Origin of the sequence: Sphingomonas kyeonggiensis, from assembly GCF_014204495.1 — a bacterium.
Lineage (GTDB): Bacteria > Pseudomonadota > Alphaproteobacteria > Sphingomonadales > Sphingomonadaceae > Sphingomonas > Sphingomonas kyeonggiensis_A.
In genome coordinates this window covers 829,695-855,851 of sequence record NZ_JACHLN010000002.1, presented here as the reverse complement: position 1 = coordinate 855,851, position 26,157 = coordinate 829,695, and the positions used below count along the sequence as shown (strand labels likewise).

Here is a 26,157-nt window from a genome sequence, read left to right as displayed (position 1 = left end):
GGCTAATTCAGAGCGTTACGCCGCGCTTCCAGATCGCGATTTCGCGCTCGCCATTGCGCTCGGCGGCGGTTTCCTTGCCTGATGCGATCGCGGCGATCGTATCGAGCAGCGCATCGGCGGCGCTGTCCATGCCGTCTTCGAGCACCTGGCCCGCGTCGAAGTCGATCCAGCCGGGCTTGCGGGTGGCGAGATCATGGTTCGAGGCGATCTTGATCGTCGGCACCGGGAAGCCCAGCGGGGTGCCGCGGCCGGTGGTGAACAGGATCGCGGTCGCGCCCGCGGCGGCCAGCGCGGTCGAGGAGACGGCGTCGTTGCCGGGCGCCTCGAGCAGGGTCAGCCCCTTGCGCCGGACCTGCCCGCCATAGGGGATCACGTCCGTGACAATGGCATGCCCGGCCTTCTGCACCGCACCCAGCGACTTCTCCTCGAGCGTGGTGATGCCGCCGGCGATGTTGCCGGGCGAGGGGTTCTCCGAGACCGGCTCGCCGTTGCGGACGAAATAGTCTTTGAAGTCATTGACCAGGTGGACGATGCCGTCGAACACCGCTTCGTCGCTGGCGCGGGCCATCAGCAGCTGCTCGGCGCCGAAGATCTCGGGGATCTCGGTGAGGATCGCGGTGCCGCCGGCGCCGGTGACCGCATCGGCCATGCGCCCGACCAGCGGATTGGCGGTGAGGCCCGAGAAACCGTCCGAGCCGCCGCACTTCACGCCGAGCACCAGCTCGGAAAGCGGGGCGGGGGTGCGCTCGGCCTGGGCACCGGCGACGAGTTCCTCGACCAGCGCCAGGCCTTCCTCGATCTCGTCGCTTGCCATCTGGGCGCCGAGGGTGCGCAGGTTCGGGTGGTCGATGCCTTCCAGCATCCCCTTGATCTGGTTGTTCTCGCAGCCGAGCCCGACGATCAGCACGCCGCCGGCATTGGGATGGTTGGCAAGCGCCGACAGGATCGCGCGGGTGCCCTGGAGATCATCGCCGAGCTGCGAGCAGCCGAACGGATGCGGGAACGCGTGGACGCCGTCGATCTTGCCGGCGTGCAGCACCGCGGCGCGCTCGGCGATCTTCTGGGCGGTGCGCCCGACACAGCCGACCGTGGGGATCACCCAGATCTCGTTGCGGGTGCCGACCCGGCCATTGGCGCGGCGATAGCCCAGGAAGCCCGGGCCCTCGAAGCCGGCATCGTCGTGCATGGAGGGCGCGAAGACATAGTCGCCGCTGCCCCTGAGCGCGGTCGAGACATTATGCGTGTGGACATGCTCGCCCGGCGCGATGTCGCGGGTGGCGACGCCGATCGGGAAGCCGAACTTGAGCACGGGTTCGCCCGCCGCGATCGGCTTGACCGCAACCTTGTGCCCCTTCGCCACCGGGGCGGCGAGCGTCACGCCCAGCGCCTGCTCGCCGGCTTCGAGGTCGCGCAGCGCCGTGGCGGTGCTGTCATTGGGGGCAATGCGGAACAGGGCGAGCGTCATGTGCGCCGATATAGGTCCGCGCCGGCCGCATGGAAACCGGTTTCCACTACGTAGCGTCAGCCGGCCGCCAGCCAGGCGAAGCGGATCACGAACAGCCCGGCAAGCACCAGCAGCAGCCAGTCTCCGGCAGTAATCTTGCCTCTAATCAAGCGGATGAGCGCATATGCTGTGATCCCGAAGGCCAGCCCGTTGGCGATCGAAAAGGTGAAGGGGATCATCGCGACGGTGAGGAAGGCCGGTATTGCGATTTCGGCATCGTCCCAGTCCACGTCCGCAAGCGGCGCCATCATCAGCCCGCCGACCAGCACCAAGGCCGGCGCGGTCGCCGCCAGCGGCACCAGCTGCGCCCAGGGCGCGACGAACATCGCGAGCAGGAAGAGGATGCCCGTGACCACGGCGGTGAGGCCCGTGCGTCCGCCCGCCTGCACGCCGGCAGCGCTCTCGACATAGGAAGTGACGGTGCTGGTGCCGGCGAGGCTGCCGGCGATGCTCGCCACGGCATCGGTGAACAATATGCGGTTGAGCCGCGGAATGCGCCCCTGTTCGTCGATCAGCCCGGCGCGGCGGGTGACGCCGACCAGCGTGCCGACATTGTCGAAAAGATCGACGAAGAGGAAGACGAACAGGATCTCGAACAGCCCCAGGCCATGGCTGCCCGACAGGCCGAACACGCCGGCAAGGTCGAGATGGAAGGCGACCTGGCCGATCGCGGTTAGGTCATAGGGTTCGGGCTTGAAGGAAACCTGGCCGGTTGCCCATCCGGCCAGCGTGGTGGCGGCGATGCCGATCAGGATCGCGCCGCGTATCTTCCACGCCGCCAGCCCGGCGGTGAGGACCAGCCCGAACAATGCGAGCGCCGCGCCGGGGGCATGGAGGTCGCCCAGCGTCACCGAAGTCGCCGGGCTGGTGACGATGATCCCGGCGTTCTTCAGGCCGATCAGGCCGATGAACAGGCCGATGCCGCCCGCGACCGCCGCGAACAGCTGGGGCGGGATCGCGGCGATGATGAGCTGGCGGATGCCGGCAAAGGTGAGCAGCAGGAAGGCAATGCCGGACAGGAACACGCAACCCAGCGCGACCGGCCAGGGCACCCCCATGCCCTGCACCACGGTGAAGGCGAAATAGGCGTTGAGCCCCATGCCCGGCGCCAGTGCGAGCGGCACATTGGCCGTGAGCCCCATCAGGATGCTGGCAAGCCCGGCGGCAAGGCAGGTCGCGGCGGCGACCGCGGCCACCGGCATGCCCGCCGCGCCGAGGATCGCGGGGTTGACCACGATGATATAGCCCATGGTGAGGAAGGTCGTCCCGCCCGCCAGCACTTCGGTGCGCACCGTGGTGCCGCGCTCGGCCAGCGCGAAGTGGCGCTCGATCCGGCTTTCCGCCATTTTCCGTCCCCCAATAGCCCGGAGACGAGCATAGCGCGGGCGCGCGCATCGGCCTAGGCTGGCGCACATGACCGCACCGCTCTTCCACCTTGCCATTCCCGTCAACGATATCGAGGCGGCGCGCGCCTTCTATGGCGGCACGCTCGGTTGCCCGCAGGGGCGCGAGGACCCGGGCCACTGGATCGACTTCGATTTCCGCGGTCACCAGCTCGTCGTCCACAAGGCTGAAGGAGCCGGGGTGAGGGCGCGGAACGCGGTGGACGGCGATGCCGTGCCGGTGCCGCATTTCGGGCTGGTGCTCGGCTGGGCGGAATGGGAGGCGCTGGCAGAGCGGCTGCGCGCGGCGGGGACCGAGTTCGTGATCGAGCCGCATGTCCGCTTCGTCGGCAAGCCGGGCGAGCAGGCGACAATGTTCTTCTTCGATCCCGCCGGCAATGCGCTGGAGTTCAAGGCGTTCCGGGATCTGGGGCAGCTGTTCGCGGTTTGATGTAGTCACCCAAATGCTCGTCACCCTGAACTTGTTTCAGGGTCCAACCCTCCACTGGCGACGGCTTCGGTTGGGGAGGTTTGGATGCTGAAACAAGTTCAGCATGACGGAGGTAAGGGCGCTCCCCACCTAGCGCTGATACTTGTCCTTCTTGCGCTTGCCGAACAGCATGCCGCGTTCCAGCCGCTGGCACAGCGCGGTGTAATAGGCCTCGAGGAAGGCGTGGTCGCCGCCGCCATCATCTTCCATGCCCAGCCGCTCGCGGATCGTGCGGGCGACGACGATCATCGAATATTCGTCGTTCCGCCGCAGCACTTCCTCCAGCTTCTGCAGCTCGAACTCGCCATAGACGCTGAGCTGGGCGTCGCTGAAGCTGTAGCGCGCCTCCTCGGACACGACGCGCGCTGCGACGCTGTTGCTCAGCGTCCGGCGTGGCATGCGGACCACCCAGGTGCCGGCGATCAGGTCGCCCACGCGCAGCCGGTCGCGGTTGAAGAAGGGGAAGAAGGCGAAGATGCCGGTCCAGAGCAGCCCGAACAGGCCGGTGGCGAAGCTCGCCATGCCCTGCGCGCTCTGATAGCCGAGGAAGGAGAGTGGCAGGAACAGCTCCAGCTCGCGCATCGCGTTGCGGGCGACGATCTGGTGCCCGCGCAGCCGCGCGCCGTCGCGCGACACCACCCGCATCTTCATCAGCCGCTTGCCCGGGGTAGCGGCGCGCGGGCCGAGCTCGAACGCTGCGAAATAGCCGTTCCGGAGCGCGAAGAAGCCGAGCAGCCAGACCATGATCAGCGCCTGGGCAAGCACGGCGCCGGTGCCGGCAAGGATGAACAGCAGCGCGATGGTGAACAGCACCAGCGTCAGCACGATCAGCACCAGGTCCATCATGAACGCGCCGATGCGCTCGCCCACCGTGGCGATGTCGAGCTTCAGGTCCACCCCTTCGGGCGTGACGAAGGTGCGGCGATTCCTGTCCTGGTCGTGCCCCTTGCCGGACGCCGTGCGAACCTCAGCCATCCAGCGCCTCGCCGCGTACGGGGATCAGGTAGAAATAGGCGAGCCAGCCGAGCAATGCCGTGCCGCCGATCGCGACGCGGATCACGTCCGAAGTGATGACCTGGCGCCCGACGCCTTCGAGCACGCCGGCGACGGCGAGCATCAGCACCACGCCGATCATGGCGAAGGCGGCGGTGCGGCCGGCCTTGGCAGTGGCGGCGGTGCGCGAGAGCTTGCCGGGAAAGGCGAGGGCCATGCCGATGCGGATGCCGGCGGCACCGGCGATGGCGATGGCGAACAGTTCGGTGGTGCCATGGATCGCCAGCCAGGCGGAGAGGGGCAGGGCAAGGCCCTTTGACGCGAACACCGCCATGAATGCCCCGAGAATGCAGCCGTTATAGACGAGCAGCAGCAATGTCGGCACGCCGAACGCGAAGCCGAGCGCGAAGCACATCAGCGAGATCTGGGCGTTGTGCGTGAAGAGATAGGTGGCGAAGGCGCCGAGCAGGCCGGAGCCGCCGCCGTCATACAGGCCCTGGCGCAGCTCGGCCGCGCTCGATTGCGGGCCGCGGCCGCCGGCAAGCCCTTCGGGCACGATCGAATGGTACCAGCTCGGATCGCTGGCGACGAGGCAATAGGCGGCGACCGCGCCCAGGGCCATCATCAGCACCGCGATCAGCGTCTCGCGCGCGATCGACCGCATCGCCAGCGGCCAGCCCGAGAGGAAGAAGGCCGCGATGCGCCGGCGGAGCGGCGGCTGGACGCCGTAGAGGACGAAATAGGCGCGGGCGCACAGCGCCTCCAGATAGGCGACCAGATCGGCGTCGAGCGAAGTCTCGCGCGCCACCGAAAGCGAGGAGAGCGCGGCGCGATACAGCACCGGCAGCTCGAGCAAATCCTCGTCCGACAAGGTGCGGGCGCGGCCGCGCTCGATCTCCAGAATGCGCTGCTCCAGCTCCAGCCAGTCGACCGTGCGCTCCTCGCGGAAGCGTGCGCTGGCGAACTGCCTCGATGCGGCGCTGCTCACAGCAGGTTCCTCCGCTTGAAATCGAGATATTGGCGGACCAGCGCGGCGCCGACCTGGTCGTGCTTCGCCTCCAGCACATGGATACCGGCATGGCGCAGCCGCGCGGCGACGATCCGGCGTTCGCGCAGCATCGAAGCGGCGATCACCGCACGCGAGACATCGTCGATCGCTGCCGGCTCGGCGCCGGCCAGGTCTTCCAGCTCGTCATCGGCGAGGATCACGAACAGCACGAGATGGCCGCGCAGCAGGTTGGTCGCGGCGCGGATCATCAGCTCGGCGCCGGTGGGATCGGTGAACTCGGTGAAGATCACCACCAGCGAACGCCGGGTCAGGTCGCCGGCCAGGGTGGCAAGGGCGAGCGTGTAGTTGGTCTCGACACTGCTGTAGTCGAGCTGCCCGGCGAGGCGCTGCATCAGCGGAAAGGCGCGGGTGCCCGAGACTGCGCCCGAGGCGACGCGTGGTTGGGAGTCGAAGCCGAACAGCGCCACCCGGTCGCCGAGCTTGAGCGCGGCATAGGCACCGAGCAATGCGGCGGTGATCGCGCGGTCGACGCGGGGCAGCCCGTCGATCGGCTCGCACATCACCCGGCCGGTATCGATCGCGAAGACGACCTGATTGTTGCGCTCGATCCGGTTCTCGCGCGCGAGCAGCTTGAGGTGGCGGGCGCTGTGGTTCCAGTCGATCGTCCGGCGCTCCATGCCGGATTTCCATTCGGCCAGCGCCTCGAATTCGCTGCCCTCGCCGCGATCCACGCGGGCCATCTCGCCCATCTGGGCGTCGCGGAGCAGCAGGTGCGCCGAGTTGCGCACCGGGCGGATATCGGGCGTGATCACCACCGTCCGGTCGAGCTTCTCGACACGCTGGCGCCAGATCATGCCGAACGGGCCGGTCCAGCGGCTCCACAGCGCCTCGACCTTGTCGGTGCCGCGGCGCACGGGGAGGAAGGCGATCGCCGCGTGGTTCTCGCGCTTGCCCAGGCGGATGCGACCTTCGGCGCGCGGTGCGAGCTTCGGGCCGGTCGCCACGGCGAGCTCCAGCCCGTCGATGGGCCGGTCCGCCACGGTGATCTCGACGATCAGCGGCGCACCGATCTCGATCGAGCCCGGGCAGCTCGTCCTCAGCGCCGGCGCGCGCGGGGCCAGTGCGGCGTCGATCGCGGCGAAGGCGAGGATCATCGGCACCCAGGCCAGCCCGGCAAACCAGAACTGCGGCGCGAACACGCCGACGAGCAGCGCCAGCGGCGCCCCCGCGGCCATCAGCAGCACGCAGCGGATGCTGGGTCGGATCAACGCGGTGCCTCGACCTGCTCGATCAGGCCGGCGATGATCGCATCGGCGGTGCGCCCGTCGATCTCGGCGGCGGGAGAGAGGATCACGCGGTGGCGCAGCGCCGCCGGGGCGAGCTTCTTCACATCGTCGGGCAGCACGAAGTCGCGCCCGTCGAGCGCCGCATGGGCGCGGGCGGCGGCAGCCAGGGTGGCTGCTGCGCGGGGGCTGGCGCCGATCTGCAGGTCGCCGGTCGAGCGGGTGGCGCGGATGAGGCGGACGACATAGTCGACCACTTCATCGGCAAGCCGGGCGCCGGCCACCGCATCCGCCGCGGCGCTGATCGTGGCGTGGTCGGCGACCCGGCTCACGCCCCATTCGTCGGGCTTGGGCATGCCGAAACGCGCGCCTTGCTGGGCGACGATCTTCAATTCCTGCTCCAGGCTCGGATAGCCGACCTCGAACTTGAACAGGAAGCGATCGAGCTGTGCCTCGGGCAGCGGATAGACGCCCTGGCTCTCGATCGGGTTTTGCGTTGCGACCACCATGAACCGGTCGGAGAGCTTGTGGTCGATCCCGTCGATCGTGACGGTGCGCTCCTGCATCGCCTCGAGCAGCGCCGCCTGCGTCTTGGGCGGGGTGCGGTTGATCTCGTCGGCGAGCAGCAGCTCGGTGAAGATCGGGCCGCGGGTCAGCGTGAACTGGCTGGTCTGGAAGTTGAACAGGTTCGAGCCCAGGATGTCGCCAGGCAGCAGGTCCGGCGTGAACTGGATGCGGCCATAGTCGAGCCCCGCCGCGCGGGCGAAGCACTGGGCAAGGAAGGTCTTGGCGGTGCCCGGCGGGCCTTCGAGCAGGATATGGCCCGAGGCGAACAGCGCGACGAGCATCAGCTCGACCGCCTCGTCGAGCCCGACCACGGCCTTGCCCACTTCGGCGCGGATCGCATCGCCCAGCGCCTTCACTTCCTCAATGTTCACGCGTGACGGTCCTTTTCCATTGATAGAGGGCGCGGGCGGCATCGAGCAGCGCGCGCGTGTCCTGGGCATGGCTCGCCCGTTCGGCCATGGCGGTGAAGGGTTCGCCGTCCTTGTCGAGCCGGTCGAGATAGCGGTCGAGCGCCTCGGGCGGCAGGTTGGGCGGCGCGCCGGTGGCGCCGGCGGCACTGTCGCGGATCAGCGCGGCATAGCGGTCGCCCGTGCGGTGGCGGCGGCCGGCGAGGCGGAGCAGCGCCGCGCCGTTCTCGGCGATCGCGCGCTTGCCGAAGGCGACGCCGCGCAGTTCGGGCAAGGCGGGGCCGAAGCGCAGCAGCGCGTGCCAGCCGGCGAGCAGCGCGGCGACCAGCAGGCACAGGGTCAGCGGCAGGAACGGCGCCTCGAAGGCGAGCTTGAGCAGGTTCGGATTGCTGGAGAAGCCGTGCAGGGTGAGGTCGAAGGCGATGCCGCGCTGGCCGTCATCGAACCAGTCGAGCACTTCCATCGCGCGCTTCGCATCCTTGAGCGTCTTCAGCCCCTGATTGTCGAGCAGGTCGGGATCCGCGACGATCAGCGTCGGCTGATCCTTCATGGTGACGACCAGCGCCTTGCCGCTGCTGTCCTCTAGCACCGGCTCCAGCCCTGTGCCGCTGATCGTGCGCAGGTCGTTCGGGGTTTCCGAAATGCTGGCGTCCGCCACCTTGGCGATCTGCTGTGCCACCGTCCGGGTCGGGATCGTGCCGAAGGACGTCACCCAGGCGGGCTTGCCGCGCCGCGGCATGGTCAGCCATTTCGGCAGGACCAGGATCGTCGGCTGGCTCGCGCGGCGCTTGATCAGCTTCTCGACCGTTTCCGGATCGGTGGTCGGCTCCAGCGTGATTACCAGCGTGTCGGAGGTATCGAGAGCTCCGTCGCGCCGCACCATGCGCGCCGATCCATGCACCTGCCGTACCAGTTCCGCCGCGCCGAAGAAGCCGATCGCCGACGTGGCGAGCGCGTGGTTGCCCGGGCGCTGGCTTGGCTGCAGGTCCTCGCCATAGGCGGTCATCAGCAGGAACGACAGGAAGCCGACCACGCCGAGCGCGACCAGCACCAGCACGGTGCGCATCGTGAAGGGCGAGGCGGTGGTGTCCGCGCTCATTTCCAGGCCTTTGGCAGCGCGAATTCGCCATAGGCGGCGCGCGCCTCTTCCCAGTCGCTGCGCACCAGACTGCGGCCGCCGAACAGGCTGCGCTCGACCGGCGCCGCCATCGCGGCGAAGGCCCGGCGGACGATGTCGGGCATCCAGTCCGATCCGGCGATCTCGCGGCTGGTGAGGGCAGGGCGGAGCAGCCGCGGGCGGTGGCGCTGGATATCCTCCAGGCTGCGCTGGAGCAGCAGGTGGACGGCTTCCGCATAGTCGCCGCGCCCGGCCAGCGCCTCGGCCTCGGCCAGCAGCGCGCGGGCCGCCGTCTCGGTCGGGCGCCAGCCCGCGGCGTCCTGCGCCGTCTCGGCCTGGGCATCGCGCGAGGCGCGGCCGCGCACGAAGGTGGTGAACAGCATGAACAGGAAGATCGCGAGGACGAGCAGCAGCACGCCCAGCAGGATCCAGCCCAGATAGGGCGAAACCTCGGCCAGCTGCCGCCCCAGCCAGCGCATCCAGGGCGGAATCTCGGGCGGCTTGGCCGTCGCCATCTCGAACTGGATATCGGATCGCGCCCGCAGCGCCTCATGCGCCCTGGCGACGGACTGTGCAGCCGGTCCCTGTACGCTCACGCCGAATCCCCCACACTCGTAGTGCTACCGGAAGCCTGTGTCGCAGGAAAGCCCGCCGACACTGGACTTTAGAACCGTTTTTGGTCAGCTTTTCTCCGGCGTCGAAGGACTTCGATGAAAGAGGGGAACATGGCTGACTCTGAATTTGGTGAAGCGCGTTTCGAGATTGGCGCGGTCATATCGCGCGCGTTCGAGACGATCGGATCGAATATCGTGCTGTTCTGCGGGCTCGCGCTCGTGCTGGCCGGCATTCCGCAATTCCTGCTGGGCTTCTGGCAGGCGACCAATATCGGCCTGAACGCCAATCTGGTCGATGGCTCCTATTTCTTCACGTCCGCCTATTGGACACCCATCCTGGTCGCCATGCTGGTCGGCGTCGTGGCCAATGCCATCCTCCAGGCCTCGCTCACCCGCGCGACGGTGATGAGCCTGTCGGGGGAAACCCCGCAGTTCGGCCCGTGCCTGGCGGTGGGCATCAGCCTGATCCTGCCGATGATCGGCATTGGCATCCTCATGGGCATCGGCCTGATCGTCGGCTTCGCGCTGCTGATCGTCCCCGGCATCATCCTCTGGCTGGTCTGGAGCGTCGTCACCCCGGCCTATGTCCAGGAGAAGATCGGCGTCTTGGAGGCATTCAGCCGCAGCGCCGCGCTGACCAGCGGGTCGCGCTGGCGGATCTTCCTGACGATGCTGATCGTCCTCGTCCTGATCTGGGTGCTCAGCATCCCGGTGAGCTTCCTCAACGCCGCGATGACCGCGACGGGCAACCTCTTCCTGGTCGCCCTGGTCGGAGGCGCGGTGAATGCGCTCTACAGCATGCTGATGGTGGCGGTGCAGGCCAGCGTCTATGTCGAGCTGCGCCAGCTCAAGGAAGGCATTGCGCCTTCCGATCTCGAGGCGATCTTCGCCTGACCCGTTCGGCGCCGGTGCGGGACCGTCCCGCGCCGGCGCCAACCGGCAAGCCTCAGAACCTGAGGCTCAGCGTGGCGCGGCCGCCATGCTCATGCACGCCCGCTCCCTGCACGCCGCTATAGCCGAGCCGCAGGCTGAGCTTGTCGTTGACATCGACGGTCAGGTTCAGGTTCGCCACCGCGGAGAAGCGATCGATCTCCGCCGAGCGGATGTTGAACGCCAGGCTGGGTGCCGCCGCCAGCGCGATCGCCGGATCGGGCGCGCGGTCGCCGAATGCGGTGCGCAGGCCGATATTGCCGCCCAGTCGCACGCTGCCCTTGTCGCCACCCACCAGCGCGGTCTCGCCGCGCAGGCCCAGCTCGCCGATGCCGAGCACGCTCTTCTGGTCATGGACCAGCAGCGCCACCGGGCCGCTGCTTTCGGCGAACTGCCCGAAGGTCACCCGCGTCGCGCTGCCCGCCAGATAGGGCTCGACGAACGCCTTCCCGCCGGCATCGATGCGGTAGCTGATCTCGGCGAAGCTCTGCAGCATCACGCCGCGCGCCTTGCCGCGCTCGCTGGTGGTCAGGCCGGGCACGGCGATCGCGCGCCGCGCCTTCATGTCGAGCAGCGACAGCGAGGCGCCGGCGCGGATCCGCCAGTTGTTCACCGCGACGCCGGCATAGACACCGCCGCCGGTGCGATCGATCGTCGCGCGGCTGCCGCGCGCGTCGGCGGGCAGGGTGATGCGGGTATAATGGCCCATCACGCCGGCGCGCCACGATCCGGTGTCGGTCTCCGCGCCATTGTCGATGCCCATCATCATGCCGGTGCGATCCACGTCATAGCCGGCGGCATTGCCGTCGCTGTCGACACCACCCCAGCTGCCGATCACCTGGCCCCAGCTGCCCGTGCCGGCGAGCCCAGTATCGGCGGCTTCGCCGAGCCGCCCGAGCACCGCCTCGCGCACCACCCGCTCGTCCTCGAGCGCGGCGCGCGTCGCATCGGCGTAGATCTCGCCGGAGAGTTGGTCGAGCGCGGCGGGGATCGCCGCGGGGGCGAGGCTGTAGAGCGCGCTGAGCGCCGACGGATCATAACCGCCGGAGACGACCGCGGCATCGAGCCGGCTGATCGCGCTCGCCTGGTTGTAGGTCAGCGCCACGCCGGTGCCGAGCACCGCGGAAAGCTGGTTGGCCGCGAGGAACAGCTGCACCTCGTTGGCGGTGTAGATAATCTTCGGGCGGTAGGCGAGGCCGAAGCTGGCCAAGTTGGTCACCGCGAAGGTGCCGCTGACGCCGGCATCGGCATGAAGCAGCACATAGGTGCTGTTGATCGCATAGCTGCCGCCCAGGTTGAGCACCTGCAGTGTGCCGCCGAGCTGGGCGGTGCCCGTCGCCTGCACCTTGTCGGCACCGCTCGCCTGGACTTCGGCCGCGAAGAGCGAGCCGGCCTGGAACAGCACATTGCCCGCGACGTTGAGCGTGCCGACCCCGTTGCCCGGCGCCAGCGTGCCGCCGCTCTGCACCGTGATGCCGCCGACCGTGCCGGTGCCAACCAGCGTGGCGCCGCTGGAGACGGTGACGAGCGAGCGGGTGAGCAGTCCGTTCACCGCCAGCGTGCCGGCCAGCACATTGCTCGCGCCGCTAAAGGTCGCGCTGTTGCCGGTAAGCGTCAGCGTGCCGGTGCCGGTCTTCTCGAACAGCCCCGCGCCGGACAGGCTGCCGGCATAGGTGCCGGCACCGGTCTGGGCGAACTCGAGCGCGCCGTCGATCCGGATCGCGCCCTGGAGCGAGGCGACATCGCCGCGCAGCCGGCCGGCCGAGACGAGCGTGCCGCCGCTATAGCTGTTGGCCCCGGTAAGGGTGGTGGTGCCGCTGCCCGCCTGGACGAAGCCGCCGGTGCCCGACATCACATTGGCCAGCGTCACCGCGTCGCTGCGGCTGATCGCGAGCACGCCGTTGTTGGTGATCGCGCCGGCAAGCGAGCCGGTGGTGCCGCCATTGCCGATCTGCAGCGTGCCGCCCGAGATCGTCGTGCCGCCCGTCTGCGTCGCGGCGCCGGTGAGGACGAGCGTGCCGGTGCCGGTCTTGGCCAGGCTGCCCGCGCCCGCGATCGTGCCGGCGAAGGACGAGTTGCCGTTGCCCGCGCCGATGCTGAGCGTGCCGCTGCCCAGGGTGATCGCGCCCGAACCGGTCAGCGTGCCGACCGATGTGCCAAAGCCGGCCAGGTTGAAGCTGCCCGCGGCGGCCTGCTGCAGCGCCGCGATCGAGGTCGTGCCGCTCAGGCTGATCGTGCCGTTGTTGACGATGCCGGTGCCGATCGTGCCCGTCAGCGTCGCGGTGCCGTTGTTGAGCAGCCCACCGGCGAGTGTGCCGGTGCTGGTCAGGGTGCCGGCGTTGGTGACGAGCCCGGCGACCGTGCCGCTATTGCTGAACGTCGTGTTGTTCTGGACCGCGCCCGATAGCGTGCCGGTGTTGGTCAGTGTGCCCGTATTGGTGACGGCCCCCGCAACGGTGCCGGCGTTGTTGAACGTCGCATTGTTCTGGACCGCCCCGGCCAGCGAACCGCCCGCGGTCAGCATAAGGGTGCCGGCGGAGACGGTGGTGACGCCGGCATAGCTGTTTGCGCCGCCCAGGCTGAGTGTGCCGGTGCCTGTCTTGGTCAGACCGCCCGTACCGGAGATGGTGGCGTTGATCGTGGCGCCGATCCCGGTTGCGACGTCGATCACCGAGAAGCCACCGGTCGTCGCCAGCCCTGCGGCTGCCGTCGCGCCGCTGATCGTATAGCCGCCGGTGGTGAAGCGCAGTTCCTGGAAGACCTGGCTGCCCTGGACAGTGACGGCGCCGCCGGCCGTGCCGCCGAATACCGCGACCTGGCCGTGCCAGCTGTCGTTGACGCCATAGCCGGTCGGCGCGGTCCAGTTGGTGCTGGTGCTGCTCCACACGCCCGCGCCGCCATTGCCTCCGCTCGCGGCGGAGCTGCCGGTCAGGTCGCTGCCATCCCAATATTGGATCGCCTGCGGGCTGCTGGCGAACAGGATGTTCACCTGGCCGCCGATATTGGTGAGCAGCGTGCTGCTATAGCCGCCCGGCAGCGCGCCGAAGAGCAGGCCGTTGTCGGTCAGCGTGCCGCCATAGTTGAACAGTCGGTAATAGCCTTCGCCGAACCCGGTCAGCGCCGCGACGTTAAGCGTGCCGTCGAGCGTCAGGTTGCCGCCGACATTGACCAGGTCGTTATTGGCGCCGCCCACGGTACCGGCTTCGCCCAGCTCGAAGTTGAGGATGGTGCCGGCGCCGAGGGTCAGGTTGCCGGCGATGCTGAGCGTGCCCGGGCTGTTGCCGGGATTCAGCGAGGCGGCTCCCAGGGTCATGTCGCCATGGAAGGTGCCGCCGCCGCCCAGCGTGCCGCCGTTCAGCGTCAGGCTGGCGGTGTTGCCCGTCACGTCGCCGAAATCGCCATTGAGCACCAGTTTGCCGGCATCCACGGAGACCGTGCCGGTGAAGTCGCTGCCCGCCGCGTTCGAGCCGGAGAGAGTTACCGAGGCGCCGCCGGCGGTGTTAACGCCGATATGCCCGTTGCCCGAGATCACGCCGGCATAGCTGTAGTTCGCGCCGTTGGTGAAGTTGATCGTCGCGCTGCTGTCGGCCAGGACGAGGTTGCCGGTGCCGAGCGTCCCGCTGGCCAGGTTCACCGTGGCGCCTGCGCCGATCTGGGTGCCGGCATGGCTGTTGGTACCGGTCAGCGTGAAGCTGGCGCTGCCCGCGCCCGATACCCCGAAGCTGACATTGCCGCCGGTGATCGGCCCGCCCAGTACCGTGCTCGATCCGCCCACACCCTCAAGCGTCGCGGTCCCGGAGACGATGGCGATGCTATTCGCCAGCGTCACGGCGCCCGCCTGGACGTTGCGCAGCGCGGTGCCGTCGGACAATTCGACGCCGCCGCCGCCGAGCGACTGGCCGTTGTTGAAGCCGATCGTACCGCCGAGAACCTGGGTACCGCCGCCATAGGCGCTGGCGCCCGTCAGCGTCACCACGCCACTGTCGTTCTTGGTCAGCTTGCCGGTGCCGGTGATGCTGTTGGCGAAGACGCGGTCGGTCGCCCCGCTGAGGTCCAGCGTGGCATTGTTCGAAATCGCGCCGCTGCCGATCGTGCCCGACAGCGAGAGCGTGCCGCCGCTGATCGACGTCGTGCCGCCATAGTTGCTTGCGCCGCCCAGCGTCAGCGTGCCGGTGCCGGTCTTGGTCAGACCGCCGCTGCCGTTGATCGCGCCTTCGAAGCTCCAGTTGCCGTTGCCGCCGTCCACCGTCAGGCGGCCGCTGCCGAGGTCGATCTCGCCGGTGCCGGCAAGGCCGCCGACCTGGGTATCGATGCCGGCGAGGTCGAAGGTGGCGCTGGTCCCGCCCTCGTAACGGGTGATGCCGGTAACCGCCGCGGTCAGCGTTGCGCTGGCGCCGGTGCCCAGATTGAGCAGCGCTCCGTTCAGCTGGCCTTCGAGCTGCATCGTCCCGAAGTTGCTGAGGTCGCCGTTGATGATGCCGGCGCTGGTGAAGCTGGCGAAGTTCTGGACCGCGCCGTTGATGGTGCCGGTGGCGTAGTTGGTGGCCGTGCCGCCCAGCGAGATCAGCGGACCCATCGTGCCGTAATTGTCGACAGTGCCGAAATTCTGGGTGGTACCGTTGATCGTTCCGACGGCGCCATTGGTCACCGTGCCGAAGTTCTGCAGGGTAGCATGGGCATTGATCATGCCGCTGTTCTCGACCGTCGCGAGGTTCTGGACCTGGTCAACGCCGAAATTGCCGGTGCCGGTGATCTGGAGTGTGCCGGCATTGATCTGGGTGAAGGACTTCAGGGCGCCTCCGCCGTTGCCCAGCGCCACGGTGCCGCTTACGGTCAGCGTGCCGATGCCATTCTTGATGAGGGTGGATTCGCTGCCGTCGGCGCCCGTCATCGTGCCGCTGAAGATGGTCGAGCTGTTGTCGTAGCCCGTCTCGAGCTGGCCGCCGCCTAGCAGGATCGCGCCCGCGCCGGCGATCGATCCGGACTTGGTGTCGAAGCCGGCCAGGTCGAGCGTCGCGCCCGACTGGACGTTGAGCGCGGATTGCTGGGCGATCGCGTTGTTGGCGCCCAGCCGCAGCGTGCCCGCCGCGACATCGGTCGCGCCTTCATAGCTGTTGGCCGCCGAGAGGATCAGCGTGCCGGTGCCGGTCTTGTCGAGGCCCGCATTGCCCTGGATCACCACGCCGATATCGGCGGTGACGCCGCTCGCGACGTCGATGATCGAGAAGCCGCCAGTGGTGTTCAGCCGCGCGCTCGCGTCGGAGGGGCGCAGCACATAGCCGTCGGTGACGAAGCGCAGTTCCTCGAAGGACGGGGTGCCGAAGACGGTGACCGTGCCGCCCGCCGCGCCGCCGAACACGCCGACCTGGCCCTGCCAGGCGTCGTTGATCGCGAAGCCGGTCGGGCCGGTCCAGTTGGTGTTCGCGCCCTTCCAGTCGCCGGTGCCGCCCGCCACGCCGGTGGTCGAGCCCATGTCGGCGCCGTCCCAGTACTGGATGGCCTGTGCCCCGCCCAGGCGGATGTTCACCTGGCCGCCGATATTGGTCAGGAGCTGCGGGGCGAGGCCGCCGGCGATCGTGCCGATGTCCAGCCCCTGGTCGTCCAGGTTGCCGCCATAGTTGAACAGCCGGTAATAGCCCGGCCCATAGCCCGCGCCCCAGGCGGCGACGTTGAGCGTGCCGTCGAGCCGCAGGTTGCCGCCGACGGTGACGAGGTCGTTGCTCGCCCCGCCGACCGTGCCCGGCGCGCCGAGCTCGAAGTTGAGGATCGTGCCCGCGCCGAGCGTCAGATTGCCGGCGATCGCCAGCGTGCCCGGGCTGTTGCCGGGGTTGAGCGCGGCATTGTCGATGTCCACGCTGCCATGGAAGCTGCCGCTGCCCCCCAGCGTGCCGCCGGCGATGCTGAGCGTGGCGCTGTTGCCGACCATGTCGCCGATAGCGCCGTTCAGCACCAGCGTGCCCTGGAGCAGGTTCAGCGTCCCGGTGAAGTTCTCCGCCGCGCTGTTCGAGCCGGTCAGCGTCACCTTCGCCGCCGCGTCCGGATCGATGTCGACGATCCCGCTGCCGACGATCCTGCCGCCGAAGCCATAGTCGCTGCTGTTCTCGAAGCGGACCTTAGCCGGCGAGCCCGGATCCGAAGGCGCCGCGTCGAAGACGAGGTCGCCGGTGCCCAGCGTGCCGCCCGCCAGCACCAGCTCGACATTGGCGCCGATCCGGGTGGCGCCATAGCTGTTCGCGTTGGTCAGCGTGAAGGTGCTCGCGGCGCCCGGGCTGCTGCCCGCGCTGAAGCTGACATCGCCGCCGCTGATCGCGCCGGTCAGGTCGATGTCGCCGCCGTCGCCGCTGATCGTCGCGGTGCCGCCAGGCGCGACCTGGATCGCATTGCCCACCGTCAGCAGCCCGCAGCCGCAGCTCAGCAGCGTCGTGCCGTCGGCCAGCTTGATCGTGCCGGTGCCCGCCGCGAAGTCGCTGCCCAGCCCGAGCGTACCGGCGATGACGTTGATCCCGCCGCTGCCGGTGCCTTCCTCCGGGAAGTCGACGAGCAGCAGCGTGCCCGAGCCGGTCTTGGTCAGCTCGCCCTGGAAATCCACCCCGCCGAACGCCTCGAGCGTATAGGCGCCGGTATCGATCGTGCCACCGCCCGAGAGGATCGCCATGCTGCCGGCATAGCTGTCCTCGAGCAGCTTCACCTGCGCGCCATTGTCGATCTCGAGCAGCTCGCTGGCGCCCAGCGCGAACTGGGTGATCGCCAGCGTGCCGCCCTGGACCGAGACGGTGCCCGCGAACGGCCCGTAGCTGCCGTTGAGATTGTCGCCGCTCAGCGTCAGCGTGTTCGCGCCCAGCTTGGTGATCCGCCCGTCGCCGGCGATCTCCTGCGCGACGGTGATGTCGTCGGAGCGGTTGAACACCAGCTGGCCCATGTTGAAGACCGTGCCGGCGCCCAGCGCGCCGCTGGTGCCGCCATCGCCCACCTGCAGGATGCCGTCGGGATTGAGGATCACCGTGCCGCCGGCATTGCTGTTGTTGCCGGTCAGGATCAGCGTGCCGCTGCCGAACTGGCCGATCAGGCCGTCGCCCGAAACCTCCGCCGCCAGCGTGACCGTGTCCGATCGGTCGAACGCCAGCATCGCCAGGTCCTCGACCGTGATGCTGCCGGTGCCGAGCGTGCCGGTGGTGCCGCCTTCGCCGACGACCAGCGTCGCCAGCGTGCCCACCACGGTGTCGCCATAGCTGTTGTCCGCGGTCAGGGTGATGGTGCCGCCGCCGCTGCTGTCGGCGAAGCGGATACCGCCGCCGGTCAGCGGGCCGTCGAGATAGGTCTGGCCGCCGCCGCTGTCGATCGTCGCCGTGGTGATGACGTTTATGGCATTGGCCAGCGCCAGCCCGCAGCCACAGCTGCCGGCGTTGAGCAGGGTGGTCCCGCTGGCCAGCTCGATCGAGCCGGTGCCCGCCGCGAAGTCGTCGCCCAGGCCCAGCGTGCCGGCGGAGACCAGGGTCGTGCCGGTATAGCTGTTGGCTGCGGTCAGGATCAGCGTGCCCGCGCCGATCTTCTCGAAGCCGCGGCTCTGCAGGTCCTCGTAGATCGCGCCGCTCTGGGTGGCGACATCGGCGCCGAGTACTTCGAACTGGGTGGTGTCGGAGCCGAGCCCGATCGCCGTGCCATTGTCGACGCCGTCGGCATAGCTGATCACCGATCCGGCGGTGAAGATCGTATTGCCGGCGCCGCCGGCCGCGCCGCTTTCGCCGATCACCAGCCGGCCGGCCAGGGTGATGCCGCCGGTCAGTGCGTTGTTGCCGAGCAGCGTCAGCGTGCCGCTCGGGTCGATCGTCAGCATGACATCGGAGTCGATCGAATTGCCCGTGCTGCCGAACGTTACCGTCTGGCCGGCGCCGACATTCAGGCTGCCGGTGCCGGAAGCGGCGATCGTGCCGTTGCCGCTGCCCAGGCGGGCGAGGTTGAAGGCGATATCGCCGACATCGAGCGTGCCGCCGTCGAGCAGGATGCTGCCGTTGCCAAAGGCATTGGCGCTGCCAAGCAGCAGCGTGCCCGCGCTGATCGTGGTGTTGCCGAGATAGTTGCTGTTGCCGCTCAGGGTCAGCATGCCGGCGCCCAGCTTGGTCAGGGTGCCGGTGCCGCCGATAGCGTTGGCGACGGTGATGTCATCGGCCCGGTTGAAGACCAGGTTGCCGGAATTGGAGACATTGCCGGATCCAAGCGAGCCGGTGGTGCCGCCATCGCCGACCTGGAGGGTGCCGCTGGTGATGGTGGTGGTGCCCAGATAGCTGTTGTCGCCGGTCAGGATCGCCGTGCCGCCATTGGTCTTCCGCACGTCTCCGGAACCGCTGATTTCGTTCGAGACGGTCACCGTGTCCGACCGTCCGAATACCAGCAGGCCGTTATTGGTGACGTTGCCGCTGCCCAGCGTTCCCGAAGTCGTGACCCCCACCCGCAGCTGCGAGTTGCTGTCGATCGTGGTCGCGCCGTAGCTGTTGGTGTTGAGCAGCGCGACCAGGCCGGAGATCGTCAGGTCGCCGCCGCCGGTGACCGCGCCGTTGAAAGCGGCGCCGGCGCTTGTGTTGCCGTTGATGGTCGCGCTCTCGCCGGCGTCGATCCGGATCGCATTGGCGTAATAGGGCGTGCCGCTCGTCACCAGATTGCGAAGCGTGGTGCCGTCGCGGAGCCAGATCGTGCCCGTGCCGGCCGCCGTGGCGTTGTTGAGCGCCAGCGTGCCGGCGTCGACGATCGTCCCGCCCGTATAATTGTTCCCGCTGTTGCCGAGCGTCAGCGTGTTCGTGCCGAGCTTGCGCAACTGGCCGTCGCCGGTGATCTGGTGGGCGACGGTGATGTTGTCGGAGCGGTTGAAGGCCAGCTCGGCGCCGCTGGAAATGCTGACCAGCCCGCTGCCGAGCACGCCGGTGGTGCCGCCATTGCCCATCGTCAGCGTGCCGCCGCGGATTTCGGTGCCGCCGGCATAGCTGTTGTTGCCGCTCAGCGTCAGGTTGCCGATGCTGCTCTTGATCAGCTTGCCGACACCGGAAATGTCGTTCGACAGCGTCTGGTTGTTGCCCTGCACGAATTCCAGGCTGGTCCCTGCGATCTCGATGCCGCCGACCAGGCCCCAGCCGCTGGCGAGCGCGATCTGGTTGACCCCGCCCAGTCGCATCGCAAGCGCGCGCGTAACGCCGTTACCATTGAGGCCGCCACTGATCGTGGCATGAAGGACAATGGCCACATCGCTGCCGACCAGGCCGATTCCGCCCGCACCGTTCTGGCCGACCGCGCAGCAGCCGGCGGCCGAGAAGCCACCGCGCACGCCGCCATTGCCGCCGGTGATCGCGCCACTGATCGAGGCGGTGGCGCCGGTGCCGGTGAACACCAGGCCATAGCCGCCATCACCGCCGCTGCCGCCATAGAAATAGCCGCCGCCGCCATCGCCGCCATTGCCGCCGGTGATCGCATAGTTGAAGAATATCGTGCCGGTACCGGTCGCCACCGCGCCATAGCCGCCCGCACCGCCGCCGCCGCCGTCGCCATCGCTCGAGGTGCCGCCCGCGCCGCCCTTGCCGCCGCTCACTGCCGAGCCTGGTGCGCCGGAAAGATAGGCGCCATGCGCGCCGCCGCCGCCGCCGCTCGCGCGGCTTCCGATGCCGCCACCCACGCCGTCGCCGCCCGCTGCGCCGGCGGTGGCGCCGCCTGCGCCACCCAGGCCGCCATCCGAAGCGTTGCCGCCATTTCCGCCGGTCACGCCGGCACCGCCGCCGGCGGCGCCCTCATAGCTTTCGCTGGTGCCTGCGCCGGCACCGCCCGCGCCGGTGCTGCTGCTGGTGCCACCGATTGGTCCAGGCGCGCTGTTGCCCTGGCCGCCGCCGCCGCCGCGCGTATCCTGCGCCATCGCGGGCACCGCGAGGAGGATGGTCGCGGCCAGGCCGCCGGCCAGCGCCGTCGCGCTGCGATAGCGTCCCGGACGGACGCCCTTGTGCGATTTCCGCCCCGCGATGCTCAGGATCCCGGACGACTCGATGCTGCTGGCCATGAAAATTCCCCCTTTCAGGGAGCCATTACCCACGGCGAACAGGAGTCAATACGCCATATGGGGGTGAGTCGAGGGCGCCGTGCCGCACCCATGGCCGGCACGGCGCTCAAGTTATTGGAACCACGCGCACATCTTGGACGGCTTGGCGTCACATTTGCGGTGCGGGTTTTCGCGACGTCCTTGATTTTCCGGGCAGAAGTCAGAGCAGCCCGAGCAGGTGCAGCGCGATGCCCGCCGCCGATGTAGCCGCCAGCGTCACGATGACGCCGGCCCGCAGCACGAACACCGCCACGATCGCCGCACCGGCCAGCACCAGCGCCCACAGATCGATGCTCGCGGCCACGGGTGCGGCGAAGCGGATCGGCCCAAGCTCGACCGGCAGCGTCTGGCGGAACAGCGTGTGGATCGCGAACCAGATGGCAAGGTTGAGCACCACGCCCACCACCGCCGCCGTGATCGCCGAAAGCGCGCCCGATACGGCCGCGTTGCCGCGCAGCCGCTCGATATAGGGCGCCCCCAGGAAGATCCACAGGAAGCAGGGCAGGAAGGTCACCCAGGTCGCGAGCAGCCCGCCCAGCGTGCCGGCGAGCAGCGGAGAGAGCATGCCCGGTGTGCGATAGGCGCCGAGGAAGCCGACGAACTGCAGCACCATGATCAGCGGCCCCGGCGTGGTCTCGGCCATGCCGAGCCCGTCGAGCATCTCGCCCGGGGTGAGCCAGTGATATTCCTCCACTGCCTGCTGCGCGACATAGGCGAGCACCGCATAGGCGCCGCCGAACGTTGCCACCGCCATCTTCGAGAAGAAGATCGCGATGCTGGAGAAGGTGTTGGTCGGCCCGAGCAGCAGCACCAGCGCGGCGACCGGCACCAGCCATAGCAGCAGGCAGGTCACCACCGTTCGCGACGTTTCGCGCCACGAGGCATGGGCGTGTGCCGGCAGTTCCTCGCCCAGCAGGGTATCGGCATCCGCGACCACGGCACCTCCTTTCGGCCCGCCATGCCCGCCGCCCTTGAACGCATTCGAACCGCTGCGCCCGGTCCACCAGCCGATCAGGCCGGCGGCGAGGATGATGAGCGGGAAGGGCACGCCCAGGAAGAAGATCAGGACGAAGGCGGCGGCCGCCAGCGCCCGTGACGCGCCGCTGCGCAGCGCCCGTCCGCCGATCCGGACGACCGCCTGGAGCACCACCGCCAGCACTGCGGCCTTCAATCCGAAGAACAGCGCCGCGACGAAGCCGAGCTTGCCGTACAGGACATAGATCCAGCTCAGCGCCATGATCGAGACCATGCCCGGCAGCACGAAAAGCGTGCCGGCGATCACGCCGCCCTTCGTCTTGTGCAGCAGCCAGCCGATATAGGTGGCGAGCTGCTGCGCCTCGGGGCCGGGCAGCAGCATGCAATAGTTGAGCGCGTGCAGAAATCGCTGCTCGCCGATCCAGCGTTTCTCCTCGACCAGGATGCGGTGCATCACCGCGATCTGCCCGGCCGGTCCGCCAAAGGAGAGCGCTGCGATCCGCAGCCACACCCAGAAGGCCTGACCAAGCGTGACGGGAGCAGGTCGGGCCGGGGCTGCGGCCCCGTCGAGAGCCGCCGCGCTCATGCCTGCACCGCGCGCGGCTTGTGCGAGGTCCAGTCGTGCGTTTCCGATCGCGCGTCGCGGCACCAGCGGTAGAGCGCGTCGTAGATCGGCATGCCGGCCTCGAGCTGCTCCAGGTCGTCGGCATGGACGCGGGAGAGGCCAAGCGAGAGGGCGAGCAGGCCGGCTGCCTCGGGCACGATGTCGGGCCGGGCGGTGTCGGCGCCGCGCACGATCGTCGCCAGATGTTCGAGTGCGGGGAAGGCCGTGAGGCCGAAGGTCTCGACCATCAGGTCGAAGGTGCAGCGCTCGCCGCGATGGCTCCAGAACACGTCGTCATGCGCCACGTCGAAGGCGGCGGCGTCGAAGCGCCGGGCGGTCTCGATCACGTCGCCGGGGGCGACGAACAGGAAGCGTGCGGCGGGGTCGACGAAGCGCCGGATCAGCCAGGGGCAGGCGATGCGGTCGACCTTGGGCCGCGCGCGGGTGACCCAGAGCGTCCGGCCCTGGGCGTCGCGCCCCGGGAGCCGCTCGGTCGCGAGCAGGGGCAGGGTGGCGGCCTGCCAGGCGGCGAAACCGCCCTCCAGGATTTCGGCATCGATCCCGTCGCTGCGCAGCCAGGCGGCCAGGCCGGGCGCGGTGCGCGTGCCGTCCTCGTCGATGATGATTGCGGCGCGGCCGGTCAGGCGGGCGGTCCATTCTCCGATCGCGCCGGCGGGGACGGGGAGGGAGGCGGGTATCAGCGTGGTGCCGCGATCCTCGCGCAGGTCGAGGAGCATTGGGGCGGCGGCGGTGCCGATCAGGCGTGACAGCTTGTCAGCGGCTATGCTGTTGGGCGTGGGCATGGGGCGTCCTTCATTGCGGAACAGGACGCGATGCTTCGGCTGACGCCTCGTGGGGAGATCGCGTTCCCCATGGCTCGAAAAGAGCCCAGCGGGCTGGCGCTGTCAAGCGGCGGCGCGAGGGTTGGGCGGGACGGATCGAGGCGGAGGGGCACGTGTAAGTAAGACTACCAATCGCCATATGTTCGGTGCTCGCCTTAGGCTCGTGTGGCGTATCGGGACCGGTTTGGTGCATTGCCCTGTTCGCCACCTCCCCGAAGGCTGATATGGTAACCGGGCGCGGGAATCGCGCGAAGCCCGTTGCAGTGTCGAACCCGCTAGCTAGGCGCAGGTTGTAATGACGTCGTCGCGGAAGAAGAACATGCCGCCGCTGCTCCTGATCGAGGATGATGCCTCGGTGCGCCGGGGGCTGCAGCTCATGCTCCAGGGCGCGGGATATCAGGTCATCGCCTTCGCCAGCGCCGCCGCCGCGCTCGCCGATCCCGTATCGGTCGAGGCAACACATCTCGTGGTCGATTATTCGATGCCCTACTGTGACGGTATCGAATCCCTCCGCACGCTCCAGGAGAGGGGCTGGGACGGCGTTGCGGTGCTGATCACCGCGCATTTTTCCGAAAGCCTGCGAAGCGAAGCGATCTCCGCCGGTTTCGTCGAAGTGCTGCCCAAGCCGTTTCGCGATGACGTACTGCTCGAGGAACTAGCCCGAGTCGCCGAGCCGATAGTCTAACTGCGTCCCATTTCGCGGCATCGGTCGCGCGATTTGGTGTGTCCGGATGGTTTCCAAACCATTTCCGACCAATTTCTTTCGTGCTATCGACATCCGACCCGCTGAACGAGGGAACCCACTATCGGGTGTGGCTCGGGTGCTTCAGCGGCGGAGATTGCGGTGGCCGGTGCCCCACGCACATCGGCGCGCGACCTCGCTGCCGCCTATGGTCTGGCGGTAGGCTCGGTCGTAGTCGCCACGCTTCTGCGCTGGGCCCTCGAGCCCTGGCTGAGCGGTCACGGACATTATCTGCTCTATGCGGTGGCGGTGCTCGTCACCGGGGCCTTTGCCGGCTCAGGGCCCGCCTTGGCAGCCGCCCTCGCATCGGTGGCGGCGGTTGCCCTGATGGGCTGGGCAAGCGGCGAGGCCGCCATTCTCGAGCGAGTCGTCTTCCTGTTCGCCTGCTCGGTCATCATCCTCGTCGTATCCTATATCATGCGCCTGCAATGGCGGTTGCGCGCCAGCGAGCAGGTGGCGGAACGCCGGGCAAATCGCGCGCATGATCTGGCGGAGACGCTGAACCTGCTGATCGACGGTGCCGAGGGATATGGCATCTACATGCTCGATCCGGATGGGCGGATAACGATCTGGAACAAGGCGGCCGAACGGCTGAAGGGTTGGAGCGAGCGCGAAGTCGTCGGCAGGCACTGTTCGATCTTCTATCCCGACACGGCGCTGGCGCTCGACAAGCCGCAGCATGACCTCGATCGCGCCCGCGCCGAGGGGTGCCTGGAGGAGGAAGACTGGTGCGTTCGCAAGAACGGCTCGGAGTTCCTTGCCCACACCATGCTTACGCCGCTCTATGACGAGCAAGGCGCGCTGCGGGGCTTTGCCAAGGTCGTTCGCGACGTGACCGAGCAACGCGCGGCGGAACGGCATCTCCAGGCGAGCGCGGCGCAGTTCCGCTCCATCCTGGCGGCGGTGCCCGATGCGATGGTGGTGATCAACGAGACGGGCAAGATCCTGTCGTTCAGCGCCGCGGCGGAGAAACTGTTCGGCGTGTGCGAGGCCGATGTCGTCGGTTCCAATGTCAGCCGGCTGATGCCGGCCCCGGACCGCGATCGGCACGACGACTATCTTCGGCGATATCTCGAGACGGGCGAGGCCCGGATGATCGGGGTCGGCGGGATCGTGCTGGGGCAGCGCCACGACGGTACGACCTTCCCGATGGACCTGTCGGTCGGCGAGGCCACGTCCGAGGGCGGCCGCGTCTTCATCGGCTTCATCCGCGACCTTACCGAGAAGGTTGCGGACGAGGAGCGGATCGAGGCGCTGCGTTCCGAGCTGGTCCATGCCGCACGCGTGAGCGCGATGGGTACCATGGCATCCACGCTGGCCCATGAATTGAACCAGCCGATAACCGCCGTGGTCACCTTCGTGCGCGGTGCCCGGAACATGCTGCGTGACGGCAATGCCGAGGACCGGGAGACGATCGAGGAGGGCCTGGACGAAGCGTTCGAGGAAGCGCTTCGGGCCGGCAGCATCGTACGGCGGCTGCGCGAGTTCGTGGCGCGCGGTGAGGTCGAGAAGTCGATCGAGGCGCTTTCCGCGCTGGTCGAGGACGCTTCCGAGCTGGCGCTGATCGGCGCGCGAGAAAGGGGCGTGGAGGCGAGCTTCCGGCTGGACCTGTCGGTGGACAGCGTCCTCGTCGACCGCATCCAGATCCAGCAGGTTCTGATCAATCTCATGCGCAATGCCATCGAGGCGATGATCGGGGCGCCCCGGCGCTCGCTTACCATATCGACCGCGCCCGACGATCCCGGCTTTGTCCGCGTCAGCGTCGCCGATACCGGACCCGGGGTTCCGCCGGGGATCGCCGAGAATCTGTTCCGCGCCTTCCACAGCACCAAGAGCAGTGGAATGGGGCTGGGGCTGTCGATCTGCCGGACGATCGTCGAAGCCAATGGCGGACGCATCTGGCTGGAGCCGGACAGCGGCGACGGCGCCCGTTTTCATTTCACCCTTGTTCATGCCGATGCGGAGTCTCTGGAATGAGCGACAAACCGTTGGTCCATGTCATCGATGACGAAGAAAGCGTGCGCCGCGGCGCCAAGTTCTTCCTGAGCGCCTCCGGCTATGCGGTTCGCGTATGGTCGTCCGGCATCGCCTTCCTGAAAGAGGTTCGCCACGTGGAGCCCGGCTGCATCCTGCTTGATATCCGCATGCCTGAAATGGACGGCATCGAGGTGCAGCAGCAGCTCGGCGCGCGCGGCGTGACGATGCCTGTCATCGTGCTGACCGGCCATGGCGACGTGTCGGTTGCGGTGAAGGCGATGAAGGCGGGCGCAGTCGATTTCCTCGAGAAGCCCTTCGACACCGATGCGCTTCTGGACGCGATCGGCCGGGCTTTCGACCGGATCACGGCAGGCAAGGACATCAGTGCCCGGGTCGCCGAGGCCGGCGTGGTGCTCGGTATCCTGAGCTGCCGCGAGCGCGAGGTGCTCGAGCGGCTGGCGCAGGGGCTGCCCAACAAGACGATCGCGTTCGACCTCGGCATAAGCTGCCGCACCGTCGAGGTGCACCGCGCCAACATCATGGCCAAGCTGCATGCGCGCAGCCTGTCCGAAGCGTTGCGCATTGCCTTCGCGGCCGGAATGGGCCAGGGGCGGCCAGTGCTTTCCGTGGCGCCGAGAGCGTAGCAATC

At 68.6% G+C, this 26,157-nt stretch carries 16 protein-coding genes; 5 read left to right on the top strand and 11 right to left on the bottom strand.

The features are described 5' to 3' along the window. Positions 1-7: 7 nt before the first annotated feature. Together HNP52_RS11620 and HNP52_RS11615 are read right to left on the bottom strand one after the other, a co-directional pair. Positions 8-1,465, bottom strand: a complete 1,458-nt coding sequence (locus tag HNP52_RS11620) for a UxaA family hydrolase (protein ID WP_184167034.1) — start codon at positions 1,463-1,465, stop codon at positions 8-10. A 56-nt stretch (positions 1,466-1,521) separates the two neighbouring features. Continuing rightward, positions 1,522-2,850, bottom strand: coding sequence for an NCS2 family permease (locus HNP52_RS11615; RefSeq protein ID WP_184167031.1), 1,329 nt, complete (start codon positions 2,848-2,850; stop codon positions 1,522-1,524). A gap of 67 nt (positions 2,851-2,917) precedes the next feature. On the opposite strand from HNP52_RS11615, the gene HNP52_RS11610 reads away from it, so the two are divergent. Next, the gene (locus tag HNP52_RS11610) at positions 2,918-3,337 is read left to right on the top strand and encodes a VOC family protein (RefSeq protein WP_184167028.1); all 420 of its coding nucleotides are present in this window, start codon (positions 2,918-2,920) and stop codon (positions 3,335-3,337) included. 129 nt (positions 3,338-3,466) lie between these two features. Here the strand turns inward: HNP52_RS11610 and HNP52_RS11605 are convergent, their stop codons facing one another. The 6 genes from HNP52_RS11605 to HNP52_RS11580 are packed head-to-tail and all read right to left on the bottom strand — an operon-like array spanning position 3,467 to position 9,348. After that, the gene (locus HNP52_RS11605; protein WP_184167025.1) at positions 3,467-4,351 is read right to left on the bottom strand and encodes an RDD family protein; all 885 of its coding nucleotides are present in this window, start codon (positions 4,349-4,351) and stop codon (positions 3,467-3,469) included. After that, positions 4,344-5,357, bottom strand: a complete 1,014-nt coding sequence (locus HNP52_RS11600) for a stage II sporulation protein M (RefSeq protein WP_184167022.1) — start codon at positions 5,355-5,357, stop codon at positions 4,344-4,346. Before HNP52_RS11600 ends, HNP52_RS11605 begins: the two co-directional genes overlap by 8 nt. Further along, positions 5,354-6,646 carry a DUF58 domain-containing protein gene (locus HNP52_RS11595; protein ID WP_184167019.1) on the bottom strand — a complete coding sequence of 431 codons (1,293 nt, stop codon included), beginning with the start codon at positions 6,644-6,646 and terminating at the stop codon, positions 5,354-5,356. Before HNP52_RS11595 ends, HNP52_RS11600 begins: the two co-directional genes overlap by 4 nt. Further along, entirely contained in the window at positions 6,643-7,599 is a 957-nt protein-coding gene (locus HNP52_RS11590; RefSeq protein WP_184167016.1) for a MoxR family ATPase, read from the bottom strand. Before HNP52_RS11590 ends, HNP52_RS11595 begins: the two co-directional genes overlap by 4 nt. Continuing rightward, complete coding sequence (locus tag HNP52_RS11585) at positions 7,589-8,734, bottom strand: hypothetical protein (protein ID WP_184167013.1); 1,146 nt, start codon at positions 8,732-8,734, stop codon at positions 7,589-7,591. The genes HNP52_RS11590 and HNP52_RS11585 overlap by 11 nt, the downstream gene beginning before the upstream one ends. After that, positions 8,731-9,348 carry a hypothetical protein gene (locus tag HNP52_RS11580; RefSeq protein ID WP_184167010.1) on the bottom strand — a complete coding sequence of 206 codons (618 nt, stop codon included), beginning with the start codon at positions 9,346-9,348 and terminating at the stop codon, positions 8,731-8,733. Before HNP52_RS11580 ends, HNP52_RS11585 begins: the two co-directional genes overlap by 4 nt. A 129-nt stretch (positions 9,349-9,477) precedes the next feature. On the opposite strand from HNP52_RS11580, the gene HNP52_RS11575 reads away from it, so the two are divergent. Beyond that, positions 9,478-10,260: a hypothetical protein gene (locus tag HNP52_RS11575; protein ID WP_184167007.1), complete on the top strand. Its 783-nt coding sequence runs from the start codon at positions 9,478-9,480 to the stop codon at positions 10,258-10,260. A 52-nt stretch (positions 10,261-10,312) separates the two neighbouring features. On the opposite strand, the gene HNP52_RS11570 is transcribed toward HNP52_RS11575, so the two are convergent. From HNP52_RS11570 to HNP52_RS11560, 3 genes are all read right to left on the bottom strand, one after another. After that, the gene (locus HNP52_RS11570; RefSeq protein ID WP_184167004.1) at positions 10,313-20,329 is read right to left on the bottom strand and encodes an autotransporter-associated beta strand repeat-containing protein; all 10,017 of its coding nucleotides are present in this window, start codon (positions 20,327-20,329) and stop codon (positions 10,313-10,315) included. 199 nt (positions 20,330-20,528) lie between these two features. After that, positions 20,529-21,929, bottom strand: a complete 1,401-nt coding sequence (gene chrA, locus HNP52_RS11565; RefSeq protein ID WP_184167001.1) for a chromate efflux transporter — start codon at positions 21,927-21,929, stop codon at positions 20,529-20,531. Next, positions 21,926-22,750, bottom strand: coding sequence for a chromate resistance protein ChrB domain-containing protein (locus tag HNP52_RS11560; protein ID WP_184166998.1), 825 nt, complete (start codon positions 22,748-22,750; stop codon positions 21,926-21,928). Before HNP52_RS11560 ends, chrA begins: the two co-directional genes overlap by 4 nt. A 334-nt stretch (positions 22,751-23,084) precedes the next feature. On the opposite strand from HNP52_RS11560, the gene HNP52_RS11555 reads away from it, so the two are divergent. The 3 genes from HNP52_RS11555 (at position 23,085) to HNP52_RS11545 (ending at position 26,152) form a co-directional block, all read left to right on the top strand. After that, entirely contained in the window at positions 23,085-23,474 is a 390-nt protein-coding gene (locus tag HNP52_RS11555) for a response regulator (RefSeq protein WP_260396056.1), read from the top strand. 159 nt (positions 23,475-23,633) lie between these two features. Further along, the gene (locus HNP52_RS11550) at positions 23,634-25,508 is read left to right on the top strand and encodes a PAS domain S-box protein (RefSeq protein ID WP_184166995.1); all 1,875 of its coding nucleotides are present in this window, start codon (positions 23,634-23,636) and stop codon (positions 25,506-25,508) included. Beyond that, on the top strand, positions 25,505-26,152 hold the full coding sequence (locus HNP52_RS11545) for a response regulator transcription factor (RefSeq protein WP_184166992.1): 648 nt from the start codon (positions 25,505-25,507) through the stop codon (positions 26,150-26,152). The genes HNP52_RS11550 and HNP52_RS11545 overlap by 4 nt, the downstream gene beginning before the upstream one ends. Positions 26,153-26,157 lie beyond the last annotated feature (5 nt).

Coding starts and splice junctions, on each gene's coding strand:
- HNP52_RS11610 (WP_184167028.1), top strand. CDS start 2,918: ATGACCGCACCGCTCTTCCACCTTGCCATTCCCGTCAACGATATCGAG.
- HNP52_RS11620 (WP_184167034.1), bottom strand. CDS start 1,465: ATGACGCTCGCCCTGTTCCGCATTGCCCCCAATGACAGCACCGCCACG.
- HNP52_RS11570 (WP_184167004.1), bottom strand. CDS start 20,329: ATGGCCAGCAGCATCGAGTCGTCCGGGATCCTGAGCATCGCGGGGCGG.
- HNP52_RS11605 (WP_184167025.1), bottom strand. CDS start 4,351: ATGGCTGAGGTTCGCACGGCGTCCGGCAAGGGGCACGACCAGGACAGG.
- HNP52_RS11555 (WP_260396056.1), top strand. CDS start 23,085: ATGACGTCGTCGCGGAAGAAGAACATGCCGCCGCTGCTCCTGATCGAG.
- HNP52_RS11575 (WP_184167007.1), top strand. CDS start 9,478: ATGGCTGACTCTGAATTTGGTGAAGCGCGTTTCGAGATTGGCGCGGTC.
- HNP52_RS11560 (WP_184166998.1), bottom strand. CDS start 22,750: ATGCCCACGCCCAACAGCATAGCCGCTGACAAGCTGTCACGCCTGATC.
- chrA (WP_184167001.1), bottom strand. CDS start 21,929: ATGAGCGCGGCGGCTCTCGACGGGGCCGCAGCCCCGGCCCGACCTGCT.
- HNP52_RS11585 (WP_184167013.1), bottom strand. CDS start 8,734: ATGAGCGCGGACACCACCGCCTCGCCCTTCACGATGCGCACCGTGCTG.
- HNP52_RS11545 (WP_184166992.1), top strand. CDS start 25,505: ATGAGCGACAAACCGTTGGTCCATGTCATCGATGACGAAGAAAGCGTG.
- HNP52_RS11615 (WP_184167031.1), bottom strand. CDS start 2,850: ATGGCGGAAAGCCGGATCGAGCGCCACTTCGCGCTGGCCGAGCGCGGC.